The sequence below is a fragment of the Nonomuraea sp. H19 genome (genome assembly GCF_052068215.1).
Taxonomy (GTDB): domain Bacteria; phylum Actinomycetota; class Actinomycetes; order Streptosporangiales; family Streptosporangiaceae; genus Nonomuraea.
The window spans coordinates 166759-190885 of sequence record NZ_JBQHCV010000003.1 but is presented as its reverse complement, the minus strand read 5'-3'; the positions used below and the strand labels follow the sequence as shown (position 1 = coordinate 190885).

Genomic DNA, 24127 nt, shown 5'->3' with positions numbered 1-24127 from the left:
CGTCCTCGTTCCGTCTAGGCGATGACGCCGGGGAGCGCCAGGTAGGGGAAGGAGTCGGTGATGGGCTGGGTGAGGAAGGTGGGATTGTTCTCGTCCACCACGTCGGGCTTGCCGCGTCCGGCGGGCTCGCCGAGCAGCATCCGCAGGTTGATGGTCACCACGTCGTCGGTGAGGCGGCGGCCGTTCGGGTAGCCCTGCTTGTCGCCTCCGAGGTAGCCGTACTGGTGGGGCTTGGCGGTGACGGGGGTGCTCATGTTGAGCCGCAGCTCCTCGGCCCGCTGGATGCCCGACACGTCCCGGTTGAGCAGCTGGGAGTTGAGGTCCTCCTTGATCGGCCCGTCACGCCGCGTGGTCAGGCCGGTGAGGTAGATCTCCTCCAGGTCCTTGCGCGGCGTCGCCGGGGTCGTGGCACCCGCTCTGGGAGCGACGACCTTGGCCTGCTCGGGGTCGAGCGTGGCGGGGACGACCATGCCGCCGTTCTCGTCGCCACCGGGCATGGTGCCGTTGAAGCGGTCGCGGGACTGCTTGGGGATGATGACCTCGTTGTAGTTGGGGTTCCCCAGCCGCGAGAGCTGCTTGTAGTCGCCCGAGCCGGAGCCGAGCAGGCCGGTGGACTTGCGCGCGGCCGTCGTCCAGACGCCGATGACCGGGTTGGCCGCCGGGTCGCGGCCGAGCGCCAGCTCCGACTTGGGCAACTGCAGGGCGATGGCGTTGACGTTCATCGGCACGCCGGTCTTGATGTCGGGGAACGGCAGGCCGAACCGCAGCAGCATGACCGCCTTGTTGTCGCCGAAGAACGGGTCGGCGGCGGTGCCGGTGAACACCTTCCCGCCGCCGGGCAGGTCGAGCACGGCCTTGCGGCGCAGCGTCCCGTAGTTGGGCGTGACCAGGGAACCCATGTTGGTGGGGGCCACGTACCCGTCCTTGATCAGAGTCTCCTCCGGCTTGCCGGGGCGCAGCCTGGTCAGCGTGAAGCTCTGCTCGACCAGGGAGTCCACCGGCCCGGCCTGGTGCTCGCGCTTGCGGACGAACGAGGGCACCGGCAGGCCCTTGTTGCGGAAGGTCCACCGGTAGGTGACGGCGGGCTTGCCGGTGCCGGTGTTGTCGACGTGGATCTCGTAGCGGGCGTTCGTGTCGAACTGGTAAGGCTTGTGGTCGAACTGGAACGGGACGTAGTTCGCGATGATGGTGACGGTGTCGGGCTTCTCGGGGCTGGTGAAGGCGTACAGGTCGGCGGCGTCGATCTGCTTGTTCGCCATCGTGTTGGGGGCGTCCCAGTGGCTGGTCGCCGTGCCGGGGGCCATGGCAGGCCCGAGCAGCACGGTGGCCGTCAGCACCGCCGCCGAGGCGACGCCGACGGTGATCCAGGACCGCCTGCCGGATCTGTTTGGGTTTCTGGTGTGGCGCATGATGTTCCTCGCTTCAGGGGGGCCGCGCCCGCGGCGCGGGTCGCGGGCGCGGCCGGGTTGTCAGATGGGGCCGCGCGTCACGGCACGTACTGGACGACCGCGTCGAGGTTGGCGAGGTAGTCGCCCTCGTTCAGGTGGATGCCGGTGAACTCCCTGAGCTTCTGCGACAGGTAGGCGCTGACGTAGAAGGGCCAGATCTTGGGGCCGACGCCGCCTTCGAACGGGCGTGGTGTGGGAACGTTCCAAGCGAACTCGTGCAGTTTGTACGTGGCCACGAGCTGCTCGCCCTGCGCCTGGCCGTCGATCGTGACCTGGGCGTGGGCGCCGTCGGGGCGCAGATAGATGTCGTGGACGGCGGCCCGGTGGCCGCTCTTTTCGTCGACCACCGTGAACCCGCCGGGGTAGTAGACGCCGTTGCAGGGGTCGATGTGGTCCTGCTTCCAGCCGATGGGCATGTGGATGCCCTTGTTGCCGGGCTTGGCCTGCATTGGGGCGATGCCTTCGATCCGGACGCCGCGTTCGTTCATCAGCCTGATGATCTCGTCGCCGAAGTCGAAGTCCGCGTGCCCCTTCGGCCCGAAGTACGGCAGCTTGAAGCAGGCGGCGGTGGGCGGGTCGATGGACGGGGCACCCGGAATCGGGAACGACTGGGCGGCGGCGGCGGGAAGCGCCGGCGTCGCGAGGAGGAGGGCCGAGCCGAGCGCGAGCATGTGCGCGGCGCGTACGAGAACACGCATGCCTTTCACCTTTCATCGATGGGGGTTGCAGGTGGCACACCCGCGATGTCACGGGCACGCCGAGCGGACGACCCCGCCGTGCGGGGCGCTTGTGGCAGGCACGGGTCAGAACCCGCCGCCCGGTCAGGGGAAGGGCAGTACGCCCGGGAAAGACGAGGCGGTCCCGCCGCGCTGGATCGCGTCGGCGACGACGTTGAGTCCGGCCATGCCGAGCGAGGCGCCGGACGGAATGGGCTTGCTCGGCACGCCCCGCCAGGCGATGTCCAGGTCACCCCAGTGCGTGCCGCCGCGGAAGCCGGTGCCGAGCGCGGTGTTGAGATCGTCGGCCCACACGGCGTCCATGGACAGGATGACCTTGAGCGGGCCGACACCGCCGTTGTGCGGGACGAAGTTGCCCGGCATGAGCGCCTGCGGGACGCGGAAGTTGACCATGGTGAGCTCGCCGCCCGGGCGCCGCTCTCCGTTGACGAACGGGGTGGTCAGGAACTTGCTGTCGGCCACGGCCGCGAACAGCACCCAGAAGGTGTCGATCTCGTAGACCGTGCCGGTCGACTGCTTGGTGAACCGGAAGCCGCCGGGGTAGCAGACCCGGCCGCTGGGCGTCTCGATGTTGTCGTAGCGCTCGCCCACCGGCAGCCAGGCGGCCCTGCCGCCATCGACCATCTTGATGGGCTCGATCGCCTCCATCGTGACGCCCGCCCGGTTCAGCCCATCGAGGAACTCGCTGGAGAAGGTGGCCGTCGCGCTGCCTTCCTTGGACAGGTAGCGGCCGATCTCGCCGTCGGCCAGGCAGCCCCCGCCGGGGGTGCCGGGTGGGGGAGCCGCGGCGAGCGCGGCCTGTCCTGACAGCGGCAGCGCGGCCATGGCGGCGGCGCCGACGATGAGTGAGACCCGCTTCAAGCGCATTCTGGTGCTCCTTCACGGAGGGGTGTCGGGGAATAAGCGCTGGCCAGCACCTCCATACATACATAGAGTAGTCGCATGACTACAAGAGGTAATTTTGAATGTCGGCACAAGACAGGGACACGCCCGTGTCGGAACGTGCCCCTGTCTTGTGGTGCGGATCAGCGAGAATTCGCGCCGTCAGTCCAGACGAGCGCCGTCTGCACGATTTCTTCCAGGTGGCCGCTATGCGCCCCGTGCCAGTAGACCTGGCCGCAGTCCCGGCACCTGCCGTACGCGTCGTAGTGGCGTTTCGTGCCGGCCTCCAGCAAAGGCGCCACTTCCTGCTTGGTCACCGGCTCCAGCTCCCCGTTGCACGCCGTGCACCGGGTCCACGGGCGCAGCGGCGGTGAGAAGCGTTCGAGCAGGTCGCGGAGCTGGTCGGCGGGGCTGGAGCCGCGCACGTACGCGCCCATCCACAAGGCACGGCGGCGCAGCAGGCCGCGGTCCTGGGTGAGCAGCACCCGGCGCTCGTCGTTGGCCTGCACCACGAGCGCGGGGTCGTCCATGTCGTTGTGGTAGGCGGCGTCGATCCCGAGCAGCCGAAGCCGCCGCGCCAGCGTGCCCAGGTGCACGTCGAGCAGGAAGCGCGGCTCCTCGGGCAACTGCTGCGGCCGGGGCACCGGGTGCACCTCCGCCACGTCGCCGGGCGCGAGCTGGTAGGAGGGCGACACGCCCCGCCCGCCCACGAGCATCGGGCCCACCTCGGTCAGCGGGATGCCGAGCGATTCGACGTGGTGGCCCAGCGTGGACGTGCCGTCAGGGGTCACCTCCTGCCACTCCTGGCGGCGGATCACGGGCAGGAACATCCTCAGCTCTGGGGCGATGCGCAGGCGTGCGGTCACAACATCCATTCTGTTGCACCGGATAGCGTGAATTCATGCCTATATCCCGCCGCGCCCTGCTCGGCCTGGCCGTGCTGGCGGCCGGGTGCTCGGGCTCTCGGGACGGGTGGCCCGAGCTGCGGCTGGCGACCGGGCTGGCGGGCGGGCCGTACGGGCAGCTCGGGGACCGGCTCGCCGCGGAGCTGCGGCGCGACGGGCTGGGCGTGCGGGTGCTGCGCACCGCCGCCAGCGTGCAGAACCTCGCCATGATGGCCGACGGGCGGGCCGACGCGGGATTCTCGCTGGCCGACAGCGCCGACGACGCCGTACGCGTACGCCATCAGCCGGTGTCCGCGCTGGCCAGGATGTACATGAACTACGTCCACCTGGTCGTGCCGAAGGACACCGGGATCGCCGAGGTCACGGAGCTGGCCGGGCGCGCGGTGTCCATCGGGGCGGAGGGGTCGGGCACGGCGGTGACCGCCACCCGCGTGCTGGCCGCCGCAGGCCTGCGCAAGCCCCCGGGGATCGTCAGGCTGGAGCTGGACGCGTCGATCAAGGCGCTGCGCGACGGCACGATCGAGGCGTTCTTCTGGTCGGGCGGCGTGCCCACGCCCGCGCTCGCCGCGCTCGGCGACATCCGCCTCCTCCCGCTGGAGCCGTTGGTGCCGGTGCTGCGGCGCGGCTTCGGCCCGGTGTACGAGCACGCGTCCGTGCCCGCCGGCACGTACGGCGCCACGCAACCGGTGCCGACCGTGGGCACTCCCAGCTACCTGATGTGCCGGAGCACGCTCGCCGACGACGTGGCGTACACCATCACCGAGACCCTTTTCCGCGCCCGCGACCGCCTCCAGGCCCCGTCGGCCCCGGGCGGCCGTCTCGACAAGCGCTACGCCATCGGCACCGGCATCGTCCCGCTCCACCCGGGCGCCGTCCGCTACTACCGCTCCGTCTACGGCTGACCCATCCGCAGCTCGACCACCAGCCCGTGCGGCACGGCGGGCAGCAGCCGCATCGTGCCCCCGCACGCCCGGGCCAGCTCGGCGGCGATGGCCAGGCCCAGCCCGCTGCCCGGCACGTTGGCGTGGGCGCCGGAGCGCCAGAACCGCCCCAGCGCGTCGGCCCGCTCCTCCTCGCCCAGTCCGGGCCCGTCGTCGGCCACCCGCAGCACGTCGCCGGCCAAGGTGACGGTCACGGTGCCCCCCGCGGGCACGAACTTCTGGGCGTTGTCGAGGGCGATGTCCGCGATCCTGGCCGCCGCCTCCGGAACTTCAGAAATTTCGGGAATGTCGGTCACCAGGTTGACGCCCTTCGCCGCGTACACCTCCCGCCACGCCCCCAGCCGCGCCTCCAGCTCGACGACCTTGCCCTCGACGCCCGCCCCCGCCTCGACCCTGGCCAGCGCCAGCAGGTCCTCGACCAGCAGCGCCAGCCGGTCCAGCTCCGCCATGGCCTCCGCGTACTCGGCCGTGCCCTCGCCGCTCAGGTGCGGCTCCAGGTTCTCCAGCCGCAGCCCGAGCACGGTGAGCGGGGTGCGCAGCTCGTGCGAGGCGTCCGCCACGAACGCCCGCTGCCGCTCCATCGCGTCGGCGACCGCGTCGGCCATCGCGTTGAAGCGCTCCTCCAGCCGCCGCAGCTCGGACGGCCCGGCGCCCGGATGCGCCCGCGCGTCCATCCGGCCCTTCGCGATGGCCCGGGTGGTGCGGTCCAGCTCGGTGACCGGACGCAGGATCCAGCGGGCCAGCCGCCTGGCCGCCAGCGCGGAGTAGGCCAGCGCGACCAGCGCGCCGACCGCCAGAGCGCCCCACACCAGCGAGACGTCCAGCCTGGCCTGATCGGTGGGGGTCTGCAGCAGGACCACGCCGGACAGCTGCGCGTCCCGGCCCGCCGACTCGGCCAGCAGCACGGTCGCCGGGCCGAACGGGCTGATCGTCGGCAGATCCTCGGTGGTGCGACCGGACATGGCCAGGCGGGTCGCCTCCCTGTCGTCGGCCTCGAAACGGCCCACGGTGGCGCGGATGGAGCCGTCGCGGTCGCGTACGCGGACGGCGGCGCCGTACAGGGCGGCGTAGCGGGAGATCTCGGCGGTCAACCCCGCGTAATCCCCCTCCCGCGCCGCCTGGTCGGCCAGCTCCGCGAAGCGGGTGGCATCGGCGCGGCGGTCGAGGAGCAGCCGGTTCGTCCGATGGGAGGCGTAGGCGAACCCCAGCGGCACCGCCAGCGCCGCGATCAGGAACACGATCAGCGTCGTGAACGTGACCACCAGCCGCGAGTTCACGCCGTCGAGCCCAGCCGGTATCCGGTGCCGCGCAGGGTCTCCACCAGCCCCGGGCGGCCCGTCTTCGAGCGCAGCCCCGCCACGTGCACGTCCAGCGAGCGGGAGGCCGACAGCAGCGGATCGCCCCACACCTCGTCGAGGATCTCCTCCCTGCTGCGCACCACGCCGGGCTCCCTGGCCAGCAGCGCCAGCACGTCGAACTCCCGCCTGGTCAGCGTCACCGGCTCGCCGCCCACCGTGACCTGCCGGGACTCCAGGTCGATGCGGACGTCCCCCACGCTCACCACGTCGTCGCGGACCGGCCGCGGCCTGGTGCCGCGCCGCACCACCGCCTCCATGCGGGCCATCAGCTCCACCGTGCGGAACGGCTTGACCAGGTAGTCGTCGGCGCCGGAGCGCAGCCCGCGCAGCACCTCGCGCTCCTGCGTACGGGCCGTGACCACGATCAGCGGCACCGCCGACACCCGCCGCAGGCGGCGCAGCACATCGAGCCCGTCCATGTCGGGCAGCCCCAGGTCCAGCAGCACGAAATCGACGCCCCCCGCCAGGCGGAGGGCGTCGACGGCCAGCCCGGCCCGGGTGACCTGGTGACCGTGGCGGGCGAGGGCCGTGGTGAGCGCGGCGGCGAGCCGATCGTCATCCTCGACCAGCAGAACTCGCATGACGTCACATTAGACGCGCGTGGGCACCGCCTCGGTCGCGGCGCGTTCTGCCCGGGAGAGTGCCGCGTCCCTGGTCTCCCGCATGGTCAGGTACACGACGAGCGAGACCGCCGCGCAGCCGGAGACGTACCAGAAGAAACCGGACTCGATGCCGCTGTCCTTGAACCACAGCGCCACGTATTCAGCGGTGCCGCCGAACAGCGCGTTCGTGATCGCGTACGGGAGCGCCACGCCCAGGGCGCGCACGTTCGTCGGGAACAGCTCGGCCTTCACCACGGCGTTGATCGAGGTGTAGCCGGTGATGATGAGCAGGCCCGTGAGCGAGAGCACGAGGGCCCCGCCGAAGCCCGTCACCCCGCCGAGCGCCGTCATCAGCGGCACCGTGCCGAGCATCGACCCGAGCCCGAACGTGACCAGCAACGGCCTGCGCCCGATCCGGTCCGACAGCGCCCCGGCCAGCGGCTGCAGGCACATGAAGATGAACAGCGCGCAGAAGCTCACCAGGGTGGCCGTCTCCTTGGCCAGGCCCGCGGTGAGCGACAGGTATTTCGTGAGGTACGTCGTGTAGGTGTAGTACGCGACCGTGCCGCCCATGGTCAGCGCGATGACCAGCAGCGCCTCCCGCTTGTGGGCGAGCAGCGCCTTGATCGTGCCGCGCCGGGCGTCCTTGACCTCGCGCTCCTCCTCGTCGAACGCGTCGGTCTCCAGGAGGTTGCGGCGCAGGTAGAACACCACCGCCGCGGCCAGCGCGCCGACCACGAACGGGATCCGCCAGCCGTAGGAGTTCAGCGCCTCCTTGGACATCGTGTTCTGCAGCACGATCTGCAGGCCGAGGCCGACGAGCTGGCCGGCGGTCATGGAGACGTACTGGAAGCTCGAGGCGAAGCCGCGCCGGCCGCGCGGGGTGGCCTCGGTGAGGTAGGTGGCGCTGGCCGCGTACTCGCCGCCGACGGACAGGCCCTGCAGGAGGCGGGCCACCACCAGCACCAGAGCGCCGAAGTAGCCGACCGCCTCGTACGTCGGCGCGATCGCGATCAGCAGGGCGCTGGCGGACATCAGCGTGACGGTGAGCGTGAGCGCCGCCTTGCGGCCCTTCCTGTCGGCGTAGCGGCCGAGCAGCCAGCCGCCGAGCGGGCGCATGAAGAAGCCGACGGCGAAGATGGCCGCCGTGTTGAGCAGCTTGGCCGTGTCGTTCCCCTCAGGGAAGAAGGACGCGGCGAAGTAGACGGCGAAACTGCTGTAAACAAACCAGTCATACCACTCGACCAAATTGCCGACAGAGCCGCCGACGACGGCCTTCCACGGCACGCGTGCCTTGCTCACTTCGAACCTCCTGGGGGGAGTGGTTGCAGGCCAGAGCCTCACCCCAGAAGGTTCTTCGGACAAGGGAGTCGGGGTCAGATCTAACGTCCGCTTAACATGAGGGCCTTCCGGTCGTAACTTCAGCGCAACGGCGGCTTGGCCAATTCGGCCCTCTCGAGCGCCAGCTCACCCCACCACTGCCCGGCCTCCGGCGACACGACGCCGCGCTCGGGATCCTTCTCGCCGTTGGTCCCGCGCCTGCACCGCCCGTTGGACGTGCCCGCCCGGGTGATCCACAGGTACGCGTCCACCAGCTCCTCGCCCGTGACCGTGGTCGGCCGCTCCCCGACGCCCCGCCCCGGCGGATTGCACCAAACCTGCGGGTCCGTGTAGCGCTTCGTCGGCGCCCACGGGCCCCGGCCGTTCCTGCTGGTGTCCACGACGAAATGCGGCATCCTGGCCGGGTCCACCTTCGCGTCCGCAGGGCAGCCCTTCCTGCCCGTGGCGAGCTGGGTGCTGATGCAGGCCGACAGCTTCTTGCCGTACGCGACGCTCGTGTCCGTGGTGTGGAAGGAGTTGACGTTGACGAAGAACCCGTCCGCCTTGTCGATCCCCGCCCCGATCAGCCGCTCCGCCATGATCTCGGCGCCCGGCCAGATGTCCTGACTGCCGTCGATGTAGACGGCGGTGCCGGGATTGCCCTTGAGAGTCTGTACGGCGTCGCGCACGTCCCGGTAGCGCTGCTCAGCGGAGCCTTGCAGCTCGCAGTTCTCGGTGCCGGGCATCTTGACCAGGCTGGCCGGCTCCAGGATGACCACGGCCTCGGCGCTGCCGATCTGGCTCGCTATGCCCTTGATCCACTCCCGGTAGCCCGCCATGTCGAACGAGCCGATGGGCCGGCAGTCGCTGCCGGGCATGTAGTTGATCAGGAACACGGGGACGCCGCCTGACTCCCGGGCGGCGGTGATGGAGTCGTCGACCTTGGACCTGACCTCGGGCTCGCCCAGGCGGATGGCATGGGGGACGGCGGCCAGCTTGCGCATGAGCTCGGCATCCTCGGGCCGGTCCGCGGCCCAGAGATCGGCTTGGCGGCTGGCGGCCGGCTCGGCGGGGGCGTAGAACGCGACGTTGTCCCGCCCTCTCAGCGGGTTCCGGGGTTGGGCGGGCGTTCCAGTGGCCGTTCTTCGGGTGCCGCCCGTTGGGCTGCCGTCGCCGGTGGTGGCATCGGCTGCGGGGCTCTGGGGGTCGGACGGGCTGCCCGGATTACCCAAGAGGAGTGCCACAGACACACCCGCCACGGCCACGACCACGGCGGCCGCCGCGGCCATCAACCGCCTACGCCGCACAGCCGCCGTGGAGGCCTCCGGCGTGTGGGCCTCCGGCTCACCGGTCCCCGCCCCGCCGGCCTTGTCTCCACCGGCCGCCGCCGCAGCATCCTTCGGCGCACCGGCCCTCGGAGCAGTGACTAAGGGCTCCCCACCGGGATGGGTCACACCACCCTGCGCAAAAGGCCCGCCCGCCGCGCCCGGCGCGTCCGCCGCGCGGGCCCCGGAAGGATCTGGACCCGCCGCGCCCGGGCCGGTGGGGCTGGCGGCCGGTGGTCGCGCGCCGGAAGGCGCGGCCGGCGACGGCCCTGGACCCGCGGACGGCGTCCCAGCGCCCGCCGCACCAGCGGCCGAGGCGGAGGCCGGCAGGGACGGGTCGGAGACGCTGAGGCGATCCATGAGGTCCTGGGCCGTGGGGCGCGCGGCCGGATTCTTGGTCAGTGCCGCCACCACCAGGTCTCGCAGCGGACCAGAAAGCCCTCGCAGGTCCGGGGCCTCGTTGACGATGCGCAACAGGACCGTGGGCACCGAGCCGGAGCCGAAGGGCGGGACGCCGCCGGCCGCGAAGGCGACCGTGCAGCCCCACGAGAAGATGTCCGAGGCCGGCCCGATGTGGGCGCCGGAGACCTGCTCAGGCGACATGTACGCCGGCGTCCCCATGATCGCGCTGCTCGCCTCCGCGCCCGCGAGCTGCGCGATGCCGAAGTCGATGACCTTGGGCCCTACTTGGGAGAGCAGCACGTTGGACGGCTTGAGATCGCGATGCACCACCCCGGCCCCGTGGATGGCACGCAGCGCCATCGCCATCGAGGCGGCCAGCCCGTCCAGCGCCGAGCCCGTCAAGGGCCCGGAGTCGCGCACGACGTCCCCCAGACTCGGCCCCTCGACGTATTCGGTGACCAGATACGCCACCTCGCCCTGGACATCGGCGTCGAGGACAGGAGCGGTGCAGAACCTGGCGACCCGCTTGGCGGCCGCCACCTCGCGGGCGAAACGCCGCCTGAAGTCGGCGGAGTCCATCCTGGCGTGGATGAGCTTGACCGCCACCCGCGTGCCGTCCGGGCCCTGACCCAGGAAAACGACGCCCATCCCGCCTTCGCCGAGCCGGCCCAGCAGGGTGTACGGCCCTACCTGGCGCGGATCCCCGTCCCTCAACGCCTCCAAGGTCATAAAGGATCAGGTTACTTCCCTGCCGACCGGTGTTCCATGCCTAGAGCGACAGCCGGCACTCGTTCCACTCGTCCAGGAACTCGAAGCCCATGGCCTCGTTGATGGCGAGCATGTGGGCGTTGGAGGTGGCGTTCCAGGTGATGATCTGTTCGAGGTGCGGCTCCCGCTCGCGCAGCCACAGCAGGTTGCTGAGCTTGAGCAGCAGGCCCAGGCGGTGGCCCCGGTGCTCGCGCAGCACCGTCGTGTCGGCCTGGCTGCCCCAGCCGTCGGAGCGGTCGGCGTTGAGGTAGACGCGGGTGAAACCGGCGGGAGCGCCGTCGGAGTCGCGGCGGGCGATCGTGGTGTAGCAGGTCCGGCCGCTGTCGGGGATGCTCTCCTCCTGGTCGCGTACGCGGTCGAGGCTGAAGTTCTCGTCCTCGATGTCGGCGTCGCGCGGGGCGTCGTTCATGCCGCCCATCAGCGTGGCGAGGTCGGGCAGCAGCTCGGGGCGGGCCGGGCCGACCCATCGCTCCAGGGAGTAGCCGTCGACCTTGGGGATCATCCGCTCGAGCGCGGCCCAGTCGGCCGTACGCAGGTCGAGGGTGCGGCGGGCCTCCGTGATCCCGACGGTCATGCCGCGCGCCCGGGCGAAGCGGGCGCCCACGCCGGTGGCGGGCGTCTCGGCGAGCAGCAGCCGCCTGCCGTGCGCGCGCAACCGGTCCACCGCGTGCCCGAACAGCGCCGTGCCGAGCCCCCGCCCGCGCGACTCCGGCCGGACCACCAGCGGGAACAGCCACGCCGCGTGGGTGTTGTCGAGGTCGAACAGCGCCAGCCCGTATCCGCCGGCGACCTTGCCGTCCGCCTCCACCACCCAGACCTCCGCTCGCGTACCGGGCCTGGTGGTGCAGACGTCGCGGCGGAAGCGTGGCAGCGAGATCATGGGGCCGGGGTAGTCCGAGCAGGCCGCCACGTACGCGTCATACAGGCCCTCGACCAGCTCGCCCGGCCGGTCGAGGTCGATGGACTGGATGGTCATGCGCCCCAGCAAAGCGCACGCGCAACGGCCGGGGCGAACGATTTACTGCCGGTAGTTCTCCACCTCGTCGGCCGGGCGGGCACCGGCGTTGTCGGGGTCCTCGCCCGCGTTCCGCCTGGCCCTGCGCTGCCGGAGCAGGTCCCAGCACTGGTCGAGCGCCGCCTCCAGCTGCTTGATGCGCGCATGCTCCTCGTCCGTCGTCACCTCGCCGGCCGTCAGTCTGTTGCGCAGTACGTGCTCCTCGTCGACCAGAGCGCTGATCCTGGTGAGTATCTCGTCATCACGCATGCCCACGACTCTAACCACTACGTGATAGAACACGCCCTATGTCTGGTATCGCGCTCGTAAGGAAGCCGGGCCCGCGGATCGCCGAGGGCATCGTCACCCATGTCGAGCGCGAGCCTGTGGACCGCGAGCGGGCTCTCGTACAGCACGATGCCTATGTCGCCGCGCTGGCCGGCAACGGGTGGCGGCCCGCGTACGCCGAGCTCGCCGACGAGCTTCCCGACGCGCCGTTCGTGGAGGACGCGGTCGTGGTGGCGGGGCGGCTGGCCGTGCTGACCCGGCCCGGGGCGCCGGAACGGCGGCCCGAGGTGGAGTCCGTGGCGCGGGCCGTACGGGAGCTTGGGCTGAAGGCGGCGGAGATCGCGCCACCGGGCACGCTTGACGGCGGGGACGTGCTGCAGGCCGGCCCCACGGTGTACGTCGGCAGGTCGGCGCGTACCAACGACGACGGGATCGCCCAGCTCGCGGCCCTGCTGCCGGACCGGCAGGTGGTGTCCGTGGAGCTGACCGGGGTGCTGCACCTGAAGTCGGCGGTGACGGCGCTCCCGGACGGGACGCTCATCGGCGACCCCCGCCACGTGGACCTGCCAGGGCTGCTGGTGCCGCTGGAGGAGGCGGGCGCGCACGTGGTGCTGCTGGGCGGCGACCGCGTCCTGATGGCCGCCTCAGCACCCCGGACCGCCGCGATGCTCGAAAAGCGCGGATTCAACGTGACGACGGTTGATATCTCGGAATTTGAGAAGCTGGAAGGTTGCGTGACCTGCCTCAGCGTCCTGATCGGCGGGTGAACCGGATCCTCCAGGGCTCTCAAGATGTGAGATCCAGGACGGCGCATCCCGAGACGTCTGGTAGCGTGCTTGGCATGCTGCGCGGACTGCTTCTTAGCTGCCGCGGCGGGGGCCTCTAAGGCCGGCTCCCTCGCCGCGGAGCCAGTCGTGCGCGTCGGCCGCTTCCCTTCGACGACCGACGAGGAGCATCTGACATGACCGCTCAGCAGCCCAGCCGCATGCCGATCCATCGCTATGAACCGTTCGAGCCTATCCGGCTGACCGATCGCACCTGGCCCGACCAGGTCATCACCAAGGCGCCCCGCTGGTGTGCGGTGGACCTGCGCGACGGCAACCAGGCCCTGATCGACCCGATGGACCCGCACCGCAAGCTCAAGATGTTCGAGCTGCTGGTACGGATGGGCTACAAGGAGATCGAAGTAGGCTTCCCCGCCGCTTCGCAGACCGACTTCGACTTCGTCCGGCAGATCATTGAAGAGGGCCGCGTTCCGGACGACGTCGTCATCCAGGTGCTGACCCAGGCCAGGCCGGAGCTGATCGAGCGGACCTTCGAGTCGATCGAGGGCGCCAAGCAGGCCATCGTCCACCTCTACAACTCGACCTCGACCCTGCAGCGCCGCGTCGTGTTCGGCCAGGACAGAGACGGCATCACGGCCATCGCGGTCGAGGGCGCCAAGCTGGTCAAGAAGCTCGCCGACGCGACCGACGTGGACGTCTACTTCCAGTATTCGCCGGAGTCGTTCACCGGCACCGAGCTGGAATACGCCGTCGAGGTGTGCGACGCGGTCAACGACGTGTGGCAGCCCACCCCCGACCGCAAGGTCATCGTCAACCTGCCCGCCACGGTCGAGATGGCCACCCCCAACATCTACGCCGACCAGATTGAGTGGATGCACCGCAACCTCAAGCACCGCGACTCGATCGTGCTGTCCCTGCACCCGCACAACGACCGCGGCAGCGCCGTGGCCGCCGCCGAGCTGGGCTACATGGCCGGCGCCGACCGCATCGAGGGCTGCCTGTTCGGCAACGGCGAGCGCACCGGCAACGTATGCCTGGTCACGCTGGGAATGAACCTGTTCTCCCAGGGCGTCGACCCCGAGATCGACTTCAGCGACATCGACGAGATCCGCCGCGTCACCGAATACTGCAACCAGCTGCCCGTGCACCCGCGCCACCCGTGGGGCGGCGAGCTGGTCTACACCGCCTTCTCCGGCTCCCACCAGGACGCCATCAAGAAGGGCTTCGAGCACCTGGAGAAGGACGCCGAGGCGGCCGGGGTGCCGGTGGACGACTTCACCTGGGCGGTGCCCTACCTGCCGATCGACCCGAAGGACATCGGCCGCACGTACGAGGCCGTCATCCGGGTCAACAGCCAGTCCGGCAAGGGCGGCGTCGCCTACATCATGAAGGCCGACCACCAGCTCGACCTGCCGCGCCGGCTGCAGATCGAGTTCTCCAAGGTTGTGCAGGTCCGCACGGACAGCGAGGGCGGCGAGATCAGCCCGGCCGCGATGTTCGAGATCTTCCGGGACGAATACCTGCCCAACCCGGCCAACCGCTGGGGCCGCCTCAGCCTCATGGCGCACCGCCACGAGTCCACCGTGGACGACAAGGACCGCATCAGCGCCGACATCCGGCTCGATGGGGAGATCCGCGAGATCGAGGGCGCAGGCAACGGCCCCATCTCGGCGTTCATCGACGCCATCGCGAGGGTCGGCATCCAGGTGCGGGTGCTCGACTACGTGGAGCACGCGATGAGCGCCGGCACCGACGCCAAGGCCGCCTCCTACCTGGAGTGCGAAGTCGACGGGCAGGTGCTGTGGGGTGTCGGCATCGACGCCAACACCACGACGGCCTCACTCAAAGCCGTGATCTCCGCGGTCAACCGCGCTGCGCGCTGACCGTAAGGCTCTTCAACCGGGCCCTGCACGACCTGCCGGGCCGGTATCTCGTACGCGCCCACAAGGCCACGTACTGACCACTCGACCGCGCCCCCCGACCAGGGGGAGGCGCGGTCGAGTTGTTTGTGCCGAGGAACGGAATGGCTTCCTGCGCGGCACTCCACTCGCCGGGTAGCCCCGGCGCGTTACTGCACCGAGGCCCCTCAGAACCGTACGAACGCCGGTTCGAGCCGGGCGATGACCGCATTGAGAAAGCTCCAACCTGTTTCCCAGGTAGAAGGGGATGGCTTGGCGTGGTGAGGTGTGGTCTCCGCTGGTGAGCGGCAATCGATCAGATCTCCTTCATGGGGAGCGCTCAGAGCGCAGGTACTGTCCGAGCTCGTGTACCGGACGCTGCTCAAACGAGGAGTCGCCGTCTCGGCGAACTCGCGAGTGTTGATCACCACAACGCCGCGCTGTGTGAGCGCAATCGCGGACGGGTGCGCCCCCTCTAACAGTAGCTTCCGGATTTCGAGCGGGCCCGATCGCTTGTGCTTTCCGCCTGCTGCCTGTTCTGGCCTGGGCATTGCCGCAACATACCGGGCCTATACCGCCAGAGCCTACTTTGAGTAGCGCTTTGACGCGCACGACGGAGTTTCCTCCGCGTGTTAAGTCGTGCCCCAACCCCTCCGTGAATGGAACGACATGCTGAAAAGACGCTTAGCAAGCGCGGCCATGCTCCTGACCGTAGTGACCGGTGGTCTGGTCGCGACATCCGCTCCCGCCTCAGCAGCCCCGAACTACCAACTGCCCTTTCCCTGCGGCCAGAAGTGGCGGCTGAACACCTGGGACTCCACGCACGCCCCCTCCCTGGACATGGTTCGCGAGCCGCAATCGGAAACCGAAGGCTCGTTGCTGGTCGCCCCGGCCTCCGGCACGGTGAACCAGTCGTACTACCACAGCAACGCCGGCAACATGATCCAGATCAACCATGGTGGCGGTTACTTCACCACCTACATTCACCTGCAGTCGCGTGCCGTGAGCGTGGGCGACAGAGTCACGCAGGGGCAGATCATCGGACGGGTCGGGCACACCGGCCCCACCTCGAACGGAAGCCCGCACCTGCACTACGAGCAGGGCTATGACGCCAACGGCGACGGGAGCGTCTCCTGGGGTTTCGAGGGCGCTGAGCGCGTCACGGCCGTGTTCGACGGCAAGGCGTACGGCCCCGCTCCCGGCGGTGAGTGGCGCAACGTCGAGAGCCGAAACGGCTGCAAGCCAATGGTCGGCAACAGCGTGACGGGTGACTCGTACGCTGACGTGCTTGCTGTCGACGCCAACGGCAAGATGATGCTCTACAGCAACAACTTCGTCCGTGACGGTGGCCAGCCGTATACGGGTGGTGAGCCGCGGGAAGTCGGTCACGGCTGGAGCAGTTCGACCCGGATCATCCCGGCCGATGTCACCGGTGATGGGTTCACCGACCTGCTCGCTGTGGACGCCAGCGGCAAGATGCTGCTGTACAGCAACAACTTCGTTCGTGACGGTGGCCAGCCGTATACGGGTGGTGAGCCGCGGGAAGTCGGTCACGGCTGGAGCAGTTCGACCCGGATCATCCCGGCCGATGTCACCGGTGATGGGTTCACCGACCTGCTCGCTGTGGACGCCAGCGGCAAGATGCTGCTGTACAGCAACAACTTCGTTCGTGACGGTGGCCAGCCGTATACGGGTGGTGAGCCGCGGGAAGTCGGTCACGGCTGGAGCAGTACGACCCGCATCCTGACCTGACCCCATCCCCGCCGGTGTCGGCCGCCCACCACCCAGGCGGCCGACACCGGCGGGAGCGACCAACCTCGGCAAGGCACTCGGCGAGGAGTTCGGGCCGCAAGGGCTGCGGATCAACGCCATCGCGCCCGGCCGGTACGAACTCGGTCTGGACCGGCGGGCCGGACCGTCACCGCCCTGTCCCGATCGAAAATTGTGTTACGTGTCCTGAGGCTGTGGTTAAGCCGGCGGGCTCCTCGGCAGGCTCCCGGCTGGGCTGTTCGGTGAGGATTCCCTTGACCACCTGCCCGGCCACCCGCAGCCGGTCCAGGTCGTCTTCGGCCTCGGCCAGCCGGGTGCGCAGATGATCGGCGCGTTCAGCGGCTGCCACGAGGCGTGTGGTGATCTGGTCCAGCAGCGACACGGTATCCCCTGACAGACCCACGGCGGTTACCTGGTGAAAGCATCTGGACACGGACGATAACGATCCTGGATAGGTTGCCGCAGTCGAATCGCGGAAGATCCGCTTTTGTCCACCTGTCGGATGATCAAGGACCATGATCCTTGCCGCTCACCGGTGGAGACCACACCTCACCACGCCAAGCCATCCCCTTCTACCTGGGAAACAGGTTGGAGCTTTCTCAATTGGCGTTCGAGCCGCGAGGCGAATCGGATCATCCACTCAGCCCCGTCAATTGCGGCAATCAAGTTTCCTAGATCCCTTCTAGCGTCGGCTTCACGGACGAACTTTCGATCTGAAGGAGATCTTCATGCCCGTTCTCGTGACCGGCGCCACCGGCACCGTCGGCCGTGCTCTCGTCGAGCAGCTCCTCGCCGGCGGGCAGGAGGTGCGCGCCCTCACCCGCAACCCCGCCAAGGCCAACCTGCCCTCAGGCGTCGAGGTGGTCGCAGGCGATCTGGCCGACACCGCCGGCCTGACCAGGGCCTTCGAGGGCACCACCGCCGCCCACCTGATCGGCTTCGCGGGCGACGACTACGCGCCGCTGCACAACGCCGAGGAGATCGTGCGCGTGGCCGAGCAGTCCGGTGTACGCAAGGTGACGGTGCTCAGGGGCGACCTGGAGAAGGGCTCGCTGGAGCAGGCCGTCGAGGCCGGCGAGCTGGAGTGGACGCACCTGTCGCCGGTGGAGTTCATGTCCAACGCCCTGGAGTGGGCCCCGTCCGTACGAGAGGAGGGCCTCGTACGCGAGGCGTTCCCTGATTTCAAGAGCGCCATGGTGCACGAGGCGGACATCGCCGCCGTGGCCGCCGTGGCGCTGACGTCCGACGGCCACGCGGGCAAGGAGTACTTCATCACCGGGCCGCAGGCGCTGACCGTGCCGGACAAGGTGCGGATCATCGCCGAGGTGCTGGGCCGCGAGGTCAAGTACGTCGAGCTGTCCAAGGAGGAACGCGTCGCCCTGTGGCGGGAGAGCGGCTACGACGACGAGGCCATCGACTGGTTCCTGATGATGAACACCAACCCGCCGGCCGTCGGCTACACCGTGCTGCCGACGGTCGAGGAGGTCACGGGCAAGCCGCCGCGGACGTTCGCTCAGTGGGTGCGCGACCACGCCGCCGCGTTCACCCCGCGATCTTGACCGATTGAGACGCATCGCTCGTGCCGATGCGGGTGGCCTGGTGGCGTCGGTTGTGGCGGGCATCGACTGAGGGCCGACCATCCGAAAGGTCGGACCCGCTCCATCGTCGTGGTGGTGAACTTCCGCTCGAACATCGCCTTCGCCGCGCCCAGCAGACGCTCCACCGGCCTGGGCGCGGCAGGTCCATCCGTTTCTCTCGGGAGCGCCGCAGCCAGGAGATCAAGTACCGGGTGTGCAGTCGTACAGATCGCCGTAGCGTTTCTGGGCGATGCGCATGAGATCGATCAAGTCTTTGATCGCATCCCTACCCTTGGCGACCCCGGCTAGGAAGACGTCGATCATTCGCTCTTTGCCGCCGCAGAGGAACTTCGCGCTCACCCGGTACGGTTGATCGGCGACCGGCGTATTGGGCAGGTACGCGGCCAAACCGTCACCAAGGTCAGTGGGGAGCGTAACCCCGCCGTGCCTTGTGTAGATCTGACGCCTGTCATCCAGCACAAAGTCCAGTTGCTCTCGAGGCATCCCGGGGCCCTCCTGCATCCACCGCACAACCAGAGGCCGAGGGGTCGTATCAGGAGCCCAGCAGTCGCCGTTCCTCTCATTACCATCGGTCTTTTCGGCCAGAGGCCCGGTCACCCCACTGACGAGGCGAAATGATTGTGCGGGAATGAGCTTACAGACGTATGGTGCGGAATCCACGACCGGCTGGGGAGGTGGGGCTGGTGTGGAGACGATCTGCCTTGCGGCGGTGCAGGCTGCAGCGAGCAACACGAGAGCAGTCAGAACGACGGACAGACGTGAACTCCTCATCTGCCGCCTCCGGAGGAGGACGGGATCTGAAGGCCGAGATAGTCATCCACCTCACTGGTCTGGCGGAAAGTGCCTCGGAACCTTTCGAGCAGGTCGTCACTTCCTCCGGTGAGGCGAACCCATTCAAGGAACTGACTGTATTCCTGCGGAGTCATTTTGGCGAAGGGCTTGATCATCGGTGGGGTTTCGGTCGCGAACATCCGATCCTTCATGTCGAGCTTGTCCAGCAAACCCTTGTTCAGCATGGCAGTTGCGAGCATTTGCTCCGCCAGCCTCTCCACCACTAACCGATTGCCCGCCAGCGTCCGGTGCGTCTCGTCCAGACTCCGCCCGTGTTCGGACATCCGCTGGGCGACCTGTTTGGCCATCTCGTCATACGCGGCTCCGGCGAGCTTGTCGTACCCCTTGCCGACCAGCTCGCCGAAGGCTCCAGTGGCCAGCGTGCCAACCTGTCTGGCTCCTGGCACCGGGAACAGCCCGATCGCGTTGGCCACCATGGTCTTCAGCGCCTCGTCCGCCTTCTTTTCGTTCAGCCCTTGGGCGATCAGCACCTGGCGGCGGATCTCCACGATGTGGCTGAAGAGACGTGCCTCTGCCACGGTTCGGTCCGTCAGGAACTGCTTGATGTCGGCCTTGTCGACCCGTCCATCCTCGTCGAAGTCGAATTTTTTGATGTCGGCCTTCGTGAAACCGAGGCGCTCGGCGTTGGAAGCGTCGAGACCGACCGGAGGCACGGTCTCAAGCGCCGCTCGCATATGTTCGGTCTGCGCTGCCACCAGCGCCTCGAACCCGGCGTCGTGAGAGGTGGCCAGCGCCAGCGCGTAGGACATATCCTCGGCTGCGACCTTGCCGAAGGACGCATGGTTCAGGAGGAGCCGTGAGAGCTGGTCGACGTTGGCCGCGATCGCGCGGGCCAAGGGGTAGCTCAGAGAGGCGTGTCGATCGAACATCTCCCTGTTCCTGATCTCAAGGTTGCCGTCGTCGGCTTTGCCGAAGGCGCCGCGCACCTCGTCGGCGAGGATCTTCGTTATTTCGGCGGCGAGCTTCTTTGAGGTGGCATCCTGGCCGGTCGTCGCGGTCACCAGCATGTCGTTGAATGGCGCGTAGTCGCCCAGATATCGGGATGCGTCCCACCGGGTCGTCAGCAGATAGTCCAGCACGGACTCCTTCCACCCCGCCGGAGTGTGGTTCAGTAGGGCGTGCGACGCCTCGCGGCTGGACTCCGCCACGTGGAACAGGTCATCCACCACCGACGATGTGCCCTTCGCGCCCGGGCTGCTCACGTGTGTTCCCGGCCTCAGCAGGGTGCCGAGGCCGAACGCACCGGCCAGGTCGACTATGGGCATCTGATGTCCCCCGAAGGCGCGACCCAGCACGTCCTTCCTCGCCGCCCATTCGTCCTTGCGGTCCTCGTGCTCGTAGACGATCACGTCACGCCCGACGACCTCCATGAACTCCTTCGAGAAGGGCGGCTTCCCATCGTGGGCACGCCAGATGAGCGCCTGAGCCTGGTAACCGGAGTACTTCGTGTCACCGGCCTTGTGCTCGGCCCGGCCCTGCTTCACCAGGGCCTTGAGGAAGTCGGCGCCCACGTGAGCGGGATTCTTCGGATCCGTTCCTTTGGCCAGAGCGGTGCTCAGCATTTGCAGGGCCTTCTTGCCTTGGCTGGAGAGCTGGGCCACGCGCTTGGAGTCCCCGCGGTCCGCGGCGTCGCGCAACTGCACGGCGAGCGAGCCGGGCAGCCGTGTCACGCCGCGCGTATCTAGCGCGCCGAGGAACGCTTTGACGAACTCCGGGTCCCCGGTCCGCCATGCGTACTTCTCCAGCTCGGCCCACGCTTTGTCGTCCCCGTTCGCGGCCTTCAACGCAGTCCGACCTGCCAGCGTTCCGTCCAGCAGCCCTTGTGCGGCCTCCAGGCTGTCAGGCATCTCCAAGAAGCTTCCGGTGGGCGTGCTCCTGCCGAAGGTGACCTTCTGCCGCTGCAGCTCGTGGACGAGTTTCTGCCGCCGCCGCAGGTCTTCGGCCTGGGTGGTCACCCGTCCGGCGAGCTGCCGCAGCCGCGCCGCCGGAGAAGTGTCGAGCCCAGCGCTCTGCAGTTCGCTGTGCAGAGCCTGCGCCAGTTCCTCCAGCCGCCTGGCGGCCTCGGTGTGCTTGCTCGCCATCGTGTCGAATTCGGGCTGCTTGACCCCGGTGAACTCCGTCATGGCGTGTCCTGAAGCGATGCCAGCTTCTGGTTTGCGCTATGTACGGCCTGCCTGAGCATGTCCCGCAACTCCCGCTGGTCGGCATGGACCTGAGCGTCGAACCGGCCACCCGCTGGCCCCACCCACGCGTCGTTCTCCATCAGGCGGCAGGAGGGATCGAGCGCCCACCAGTGTTCGTCCGACAACCGCTGGATCCGCTCCGCCACAGCCCGCATCGCCTGGCGGTCGAGGTCGGCCACGATGATCCCCTTGTACGGCTCGCTGCACCAGAACAGGTCAGGAGGCGGCGTCTCCCACGGGTTCACACGCTAATCAACATCACGTCAACAGAACAAGCTTAAACGCAGTGAAAGGCATGGCATGTTCGAGTTTTGTTCGAGAGTGGGGTGTTTTGCCTGATTAGGGCATGGCTTCGGTTTCCTGCAAAAGAGGAGGGGCGTGTGGATCTCTTTCCTCAACGAAAGTGAAACCCGGCGGCTATTCGTTGACATCAAGTGAAACGCGCTCGAATACCGCCCGACCTGCCGGTCGCAGTGGTGGAGGTCAAGCGGACGTCTATCAACGCACGATGACGGCACCGAACTGGCCAAGCCATACGCCAGGAAGCTGGAGGTGCCCTTCTCCCATGCGACGAACGGGCTCAAGGCGCTGAACATCGACCTCGGTACGTGTCTGATAACGGAGACCGACGCCTATCCTTCGGCGGGCGACTCGGTGGGCCGCGCTAACGCCAGGCCAAAGGGCTGTGGCTCGCCATCGACGTCGTGCTCACTTCGTTCGATCAGACACTCAAGAACTGGGACAACACGCCATTGGCTGATCGCGATGCCCAGGACCAGTCTTGGGAAAGTAGTCGTGGCAGATGAGTACGCCGCCGCCCTAGGGCATCCCTGCTGAATGCGGCATTCAACGGTCGACTGCTGGACGGACGGCCAGCAGAAACTGCTGGCCGTTCACCCAGGTCTAAGGGTGTTGGGTGAGGGCGGGGGCGCCTTCCTCGCTGGGTGGCCGGTATGGGTTAGTCGAACTCGCCGGCTTTGACGCCGCCGATGAAGGCGTCCCATTCACCATGGGTGAAGACTAGCGCTGGTCCAGTCGGGTTCTTGCTGTCACGGACGCCTCGGCGTCCGCCGGAGAGTTCGGCGACCTCCACGCAGTTGCCGCCGTCGGGCCCTGATCGGGTGGATTTGCGCCACGTGGCTGTGTTGAGTTCCCGGGTCAGCTCGTCCATCGCTGCAGCGTCTCCTTGATCAGATCTAGGGATTCGCGTTGGGGTAGTGCGTCGGAGCGAATCGCCTCATATCGGTATGTTAGGACGCTAACGTCTTCTGGTCGCTCTGTTACTCGGCTCATGATTCCGGCGGATTCAACGTACGCCGTGTCGAAGACCCCATGAGCTTGCGCGATGGCGAATCCGCCGGCAAGACCGGTTGTGGAGTAGGCATTGAGGGGGAGAACTTGGATCGTGATCCGGGGAGCTTGGCCCGCTTCGAGAAGGCGGGCGAGCTGCGCCGACATCACGGTGGGGCTTCCGATCGGGCGATGTAGGATCGCCTCATCGATCACGATCCACAGCAGAGGTGGTTTTGGGCGCCTGAGGATGCTCTGGCGCTCCATGCGGGCGATCACATGCTCCTCGATCTGTTCAGGTGTCACGCCGACATCGCCGCTCAGCACGGCTCTGGCATAGTCCTCGGTCTGGAGCAGGCCGGGGACGACGAGCGGTTCCCAGGTTCGGATCGCCTCCGCAGTGGCCTCGACGTCGAGCCATGGCCGGAACCACGGCGGAGCTGATGCGTGGCTGACCATCGGCCAGAGTCGCATCAGTGCTCCCTCTGCCTCCAGTGCCTCATCGCAGAGGCGGGCGAACTCCTCCGTCGGTGACCGCCTGGCTGTCTCGATCATGCTGATCGTGCCGACGGAGTAGGACACCTGCTTCGACAGGCGGAGTTGGGACCAGCCTCGGGCTTTGCGGTGTCGCCGCAGTTCGAAGCCGAAGAGTGCAGTCGGCGAGTCGGCGGGGCATAGCTCGCTTTCCTTCGGCACCTGACCTCCCGGGGGATCGCCATCGTTTCAACGCAGGTCTCACTGGAACGGTTGATGGCATGTCGAAGTCAACTGACTACAGAGTGTAGCTAAAGCTTGGGATGGTGGAAGGTAGGTCGAGATCGACTCCTTCGAGTGGGTGAAGTGATGAAATCAGCGAGAGCCGAGCCGAGGGTCATCGGTTCGATCCATCTGGCGGGCATTCGCGAGTCCGTCTCGCGCGCACGCTCCGAACTGCGTAGGTGGCTGGGAGAGGACCACCCCTCTGTCGACGATGTCGTGCTGGCCGCGTCCGAGCTCCTGACGAACGCGCTTCGGCACTCCAATGCCAGGCCGTACGACCTCATCGGCCTCACCGTCACCGCGTCGGAAGGAGTGGTATACGTGGAGGTACGTGACCCCGGTTCCATATTCTCCGCGCCCCACCTCCGGGAGGAGCCGGAGGCGGAAGACGGCCGCGGACTGCTGATCATTAGTGAGATCTCCCACGAGTGGGGGGTGCGAGAGCACGGCCGTGGGTTTGGCCGTACCGTCTGGTGCGCCATCCGGGCTGTTCCTCCCAACCTCATAGACGGTGGCCTCGAGCAGGAGTTGGCTCCGTGACCTTGCTCCATGATCCAGAAGGCACGGCCTGAGTGCGTTTTTGAGAAGATCATTCATGTTCGGTGTGGTGGCGTGACGACGGGTGTAGATGCCGTCAGGGTGGCCGGATGCCTCCGTTGCTATCCCTCGGACCTGACCGACGCGCAGGGCGATCGTCAACACGATCTTGTATGTGGTGCGCTCCGGTTGTCCCTGGCGCTACCTGCCCACGGATCTGCTGTCAGTTACTTGGAATCAGGCCTACCCGGCGATCATGTTCGGTACGGTCTCGCCGGTAGCTAAGGAGAACTGTTGCGAGCTGTTGTTCCCGAGGAGAAGTGGCCGATCCTGCGACGGCATGAGTTGGCCACGGGGTGGCTGCGTATCTGGACGAACTTGGGGCGGGCGCTCGCGGGCTGGCTGAGTATCTCGAGGTCTGTGAACGTGAGGGCGTCGAACCGGCGACTGCGAATCGTGCGCACGTGGCGGTGTTCGTACGAGAG

At 68.1% G+C, this 24127-nt stretch carries 23 protein-coding genes; 7 read left to right on the top strand and 16 right to left on the bottom strand.

Features of this window, described 5'->3' with window-relative positions:
• Window positions 1–14 precede the first annotated feature (14 nt).
• The 4 genes from ACTMTI_RS07575 to ACTMTI_RS07560 form a co-directional block, all read right to left on the bottom strand.
• On the bottom strand, window positions 15–1409 hold the full coding sequence (locus ACTMTI_RS07575; RefSeq protein WP_441119083.1) for a DUF4331 domain-containing protein: 1395 nt from the start codon (window positions 1407–1409) through the stop codon (window positions 15–17).
• Window positions 1410–1486: 77 nt separating this feature from the next.
• Window positions 1487–2146 (bottom strand): hypothetical protein, encoded by a 660-nt coding sequence (locus ACTMTI_RS07570; RefSeq protein WP_441119082.1) that lies wholly within the window; start codon window positions 2144–2146, stop codon window positions 1487–1489.
• A 123-nt stretch (window positions 2147–2269) separates the two neighbouring features.
• Entirely contained in the window at window positions 2270–3052 is a 783-nt protein-coding gene (locus tag ACTMTI_RS07565) for a hypothetical protein (RefSeq protein WP_441119080.1), read from the bottom strand.
• A 158-nt stretch (window positions 3053–3210) separates the two neighbouring features.
• Window positions 3211–3942 (bottom strand): Mut7-C RNAse domain-containing protein, encoded by a 732-nt coding sequence (locus tag ACTMTI_RS07560; protein WP_441119078.1) that lies wholly within the window; start codon window positions 3940–3942, stop codon window positions 3211–3213.
• 26 nt (window positions 3943–3968) lie between these two features.
• Here ACTMTI_RS07560 and ACTMTI_RS07555 point away from each other — a divergent pair, with 26 nt between their 5' ends.
• Window positions 3969–4874, top strand: coding sequence for a TAXI family TRAP transporter solute-binding subunit (locus ACTMTI_RS07555; protein ID WP_441119076.1), 906 nt, complete (start codon window positions 3969–3971; stop codon window positions 4872–4874).
• On the opposite strand, the gene ACTMTI_RS07550 is transcribed toward ACTMTI_RS07555, so the two are convergent.
• From ACTMTI_RS07550 to ACTMTI_RS07525, 6 genes are all read right to left on the bottom strand, one after another.
• Window positions 4865–6190 carry a sensor histidine kinase gene (locus ACTMTI_RS07550; RefSeq protein WP_441119074.1) on the bottom strand — a complete coding sequence of 442 codons (1326 nt, stop codon included), beginning with the start codon at window positions 6188–6190 and terminating at the stop codon, window positions 4865–4867. The genes ACTMTI_RS07555 and ACTMTI_RS07550 overlap by 10 nt on opposite strands.
• On the bottom strand, window positions 6187–6852 hold the full coding sequence (locus ACTMTI_RS07545; RefSeq protein WP_441119072.1) for a response regulator transcription factor: 666 nt from the start codon (window positions 6850–6852) through the stop codon (window positions 6187–6189). The genes ACTMTI_RS07550 and ACTMTI_RS07545 overlap by 4 nt, the downstream gene beginning before the upstream one ends.
• 9 nt (window positions 6853–6861) lie before the next feature.
• On the bottom strand, window positions 6862–8175 hold the full coding sequence (locus tag ACTMTI_RS07540; protein ID WP_441119071.1) for an MFS transporter: 1314 nt from the start codon (window positions 8173–8175) through the stop codon (window positions 6862–6864).
• A gap of 119 nt (window positions 8176–8294) precedes the next feature.
• The gene (locus ACTMTI_RS07535) at window positions 8295–10649 is read right to left on the bottom strand and encodes a glycoside hydrolase family 6 protein (RefSeq protein WP_441119070.1); all 2355 of its coding nucleotides are present in this window, start codon (window positions 10647–10649) and stop codon (window positions 8295–8297) included.
• 40 nt (window positions 10650–10689) lie between these two features.
• On the bottom strand, window positions 10690–11664 hold the full coding sequence (locus tag ACTMTI_RS07530) for a GNAT family N-acetyltransferase (RefSeq protein ID WP_441119068.1): 975 nt from the start codon (window positions 11662–11664) through the stop codon (window positions 10690–10692).
• A gap of 42 nt (window positions 11665–11706) precedes the next feature.
• Window positions 11707–11952 carry a DUF2630 family protein gene (locus tag ACTMTI_RS07525; protein WP_441119066.1) on the bottom strand — a complete coding sequence of 82 codons (246 nt, stop codon included), beginning with the start codon at window positions 11950–11952 and terminating at the stop codon, window positions 11707–11709.
• A 38-nt stretch (window positions 11953–11990) separates the two neighbouring features.
• On the opposite strand from ACTMTI_RS07525, the gene ddaH reads away from it, so the two are divergent.
• The 3 genes from ddaH (at window position 11991) to ACTMTI_RS07510 (ending at window position 16405) form a co-directional block, all read left to right on the top strand.
• Window positions 11991–12737 carry a dimethylargininase gene (ddaH, locus tag ACTMTI_RS07520; RefSeq protein ID WP_441119064.1) on the top strand — a complete coding sequence of 249 codons (747 nt, stop codon included), beginning with the start codon at window positions 11991–11993 and terminating at the stop codon, window positions 12735–12737.
• Between the two features lie 194 nt (window positions 12738–12931).
• Window positions 12932–14638: a 2-isopropylmalate synthase gene (gene leuA, locus ACTMTI_RS07515; protein WP_441119062.1), complete on the top strand. Its 1707-nt coding sequence runs from the start codon at window positions 12932–12934 to the stop codon at window positions 14636–14638.
• A gap of 684 nt (window positions 14639–15322) precedes the next feature.
• Window positions 15323–16405, top strand: a complete 1083-nt coding sequence (locus tag ACTMTI_RS07510) for a peptidoglycan DD-metalloendopeptidase family protein (protein ID WP_441119060.1) — start codon at window positions 15323–15325, stop codon at window positions 16403–16405.
• A gap of 166 nt (window positions 16406–16571) precedes the next feature.
• Here the strand turns inward: ACTMTI_RS07510 and ACTMTI_RS07505 are convergent, their stop codons facing one another.
• A complete protein-coding gene (locus ACTMTI_RS07505) occupies window positions 16572–16805 on the bottom strand; it encodes a hypothetical protein (RefSeq protein ID WP_441119058.1) in 234 nt (77 codons plus the stop codon).
• Window positions 16806–17151: 346 nt separating this feature from the next.
• On the opposite strand from ACTMTI_RS07505, the gene ACTMTI_RS07500 reads away from it, so the two are divergent.
• Window positions 17152–17982 carry an NAD(P)H-binding protein gene (locus tag ACTMTI_RS07500; protein WP_441119056.1) on the top strand — a complete coding sequence of 277 codons (831 nt, stop codon included), beginning with the start codon at window positions 17152–17154 and terminating at the stop codon, window positions 17980–17982.
• A gap of 219 nt (window positions 17983–18201) precedes the next feature.
• Here ACTMTI_RS07500 and ACTMTI_RS07495 read toward each other — a convergent pair whose 3' ends face one another.
• The 5 genes from ACTMTI_RS07495 to ACTMTI_RS07475 all read right to left on the bottom strand — a co-directional run bounded on the left by ACTMTI_RS07495 (window position 18202) and on the right by ACTMTI_RS07475 (window position 23042).
• Entirely contained in the window at window positions 18202–18504 is a 303-nt protein-coding gene (locus tag ACTMTI_RS07495; protein WP_441119054.1) for a hypothetical protein, read from the bottom strand.
• A 284-nt stretch (window positions 18505–18788) separates the two neighbouring features.
• Window positions 18789–20996, bottom strand: a complete 2208-nt coding sequence (locus ACTMTI_RS07490; RefSeq protein ID WP_441119052.1) for a hypothetical protein — start codon at window positions 20994–20996, stop codon at window positions 18789–18791.
• Entirely contained in the window at window positions 20993–21235 is a 243-nt protein-coding gene (locus ACTMTI_RS07485) for a hypothetical protein (RefSeq protein ID WP_441119051.1), read from the bottom strand. Before ACTMTI_RS07485 ends, ACTMTI_RS07490 begins: the two co-directional genes overlap by 4 nt.
• Before the next feature lie 779 nt (window positions 21236–22014).
• Window positions 22015–22227, bottom strand: coding sequence for a DUF397 domain-containing protein (locus ACTMTI_RS07480; RefSeq protein WP_441119050.1), 213 nt, complete (start codon window positions 22225–22227; stop codon window positions 22015–22017).
• Window positions 22215–23042, bottom strand: coding sequence for a helix-turn-helix domain-containing protein (locus ACTMTI_RS07475; RefSeq protein WP_441119048.1), 828 nt, complete (start codon window positions 23040–23042; stop codon window positions 22215–22217). The genes ACTMTI_RS07480 and ACTMTI_RS07475 overlap by 13 nt, the downstream gene beginning before the upstream one ends.
• A 135-nt stretch (window positions 23043–23177) precedes the next feature.
• On the opposite strand from ACTMTI_RS07475, the gene ACTMTI_RS07470 reads away from it, so the two are divergent.
• Together ACTMTI_RS07470 and ACTMTI_RS07465 are read left to right on the top strand one after the other, a co-directional pair.
• A complete protein-coding gene (locus ACTMTI_RS07470) occupies window positions 23178–23645 on the top strand; it encodes an ATP-binding protein (protein WP_441119047.1) in 468 nt (155 codons plus the stop codon).
• Between the two features lie 151 nt (window positions 23646–23796).
• Entirely contained in the window at window positions 23797–24048 is a 252-nt protein-coding gene (locus tag ACTMTI_RS07465; protein ID WP_441119524.1) for a hypothetical protein, read from the top strand.
• The last annotated feature ends 79 nt before the right edge of the window (window positions 24049–24127 follow it).

Coding starts and splice junctions, on each gene's coding strand:
- leuA (WP_441119062.1), top strand. CDS start 12,932: ATGACCGCTCAGCAGCCCAGCCGCATGCCGATCCATCGCTATGAACCG.
- ACTMTI_RS07525 (WP_441119066.1), bottom strand. CDS start 11,952: ATGCGTGATGACGAGATACTCACCAGGATCAGCGCTCTGGTCGACGAG.
- ACTMTI_RS07495 (WP_441119054.1), bottom strand. CDS start 18,504: ATGCCTCGAGAGCAACTGGACTTTGTGCTGGATGACAGGCGTCAGATC.
- ACTMTI_RS07490 (WP_441119052.1), bottom strand. CDS start 20,996: ATGACGGAGTTCACCGGGGTCAAGCAGCCCGAATTCGACACGATGGCG.
- ACTMTI_RS07575 (WP_441119083.1), bottom strand. CDS start 1,409: ATGCGCCACACCAGAAACCCAAACAGATCCGGCAGGCGGTCCTGGATC.
- ddaH (WP_441119064.1), top strand. CDS start 11,991: ATGTCTGGTATCGCGCTCGTAAGGAAGCCGGGCCCGCGGATCGCCGAG.
- ACTMTI_RS07530 (WP_441119068.1), bottom strand. CDS start 11,664: ATGACCATCCAGTCCATCGACCTCGACCGGCCGGGCGAGCTGGTCGAG.
- ACTMTI_RS07565 (WP_441119080.1), bottom strand. CDS start 3,052: ATGCGCTTGAAGCGGGTCTCACTCATCGTCGGCGCCGCCGCCATGGCC.
- ACTMTI_RS07510 (WP_441119060.1), top strand. CDS start 15,323: ATGCTGAAAAGACGCTTAGCAAGCGCGGCCATGCTCCTGACCGTAGTG.
- ACTMTI_RS07560 (WP_441119078.1), bottom strand. CDS start 3,942: ATGGATGTTGTGACCGCACGCCTGCGCATCGCCCCAGAGCTGAGGATG.
- ACTMTI_RS07545 (WP_441119072.1), bottom strand. CDS start 6,852: ATGCGAGTTCTGCTGGTCGAGGATGACGATCGGCTCGCCGCCGCGCTC.
- ACTMTI_RS07535 (WP_441119070.1), bottom strand. CDS start 10,649: ATGACCTTGGAGGCGTTGAGGGACGGGGATCCGCGCCAGGTAGGGCCG.
- ACTMTI_RS07555 (WP_441119076.1), top strand. CDS start 3,969: ATGCCTATATCCCGCCGCGCCCTGCTCGGCCTGGCCGTGCTGGCGGCC.
- ACTMTI_RS07480 (WP_441119050.1), bottom strand. CDS start 22,227: ATGGACGAGCTGACCCGGGAACTCAACACAGCCACGTGGCGCAAATCC.
- ACTMTI_RS07570 (WP_441119082.1), bottom strand. CDS start 2,146: ATGCGTGTTCTCGTACGCGCCGCGCACATGCTCGCGCTCGGCTCGGCC.
- ACTMTI_RS07500 (WP_441119056.1), top strand. CDS start 17,152: ATGCCCGTTCTCGTGACCGGCGCCACCGGCACCGTCGGCCGTGCTCTC.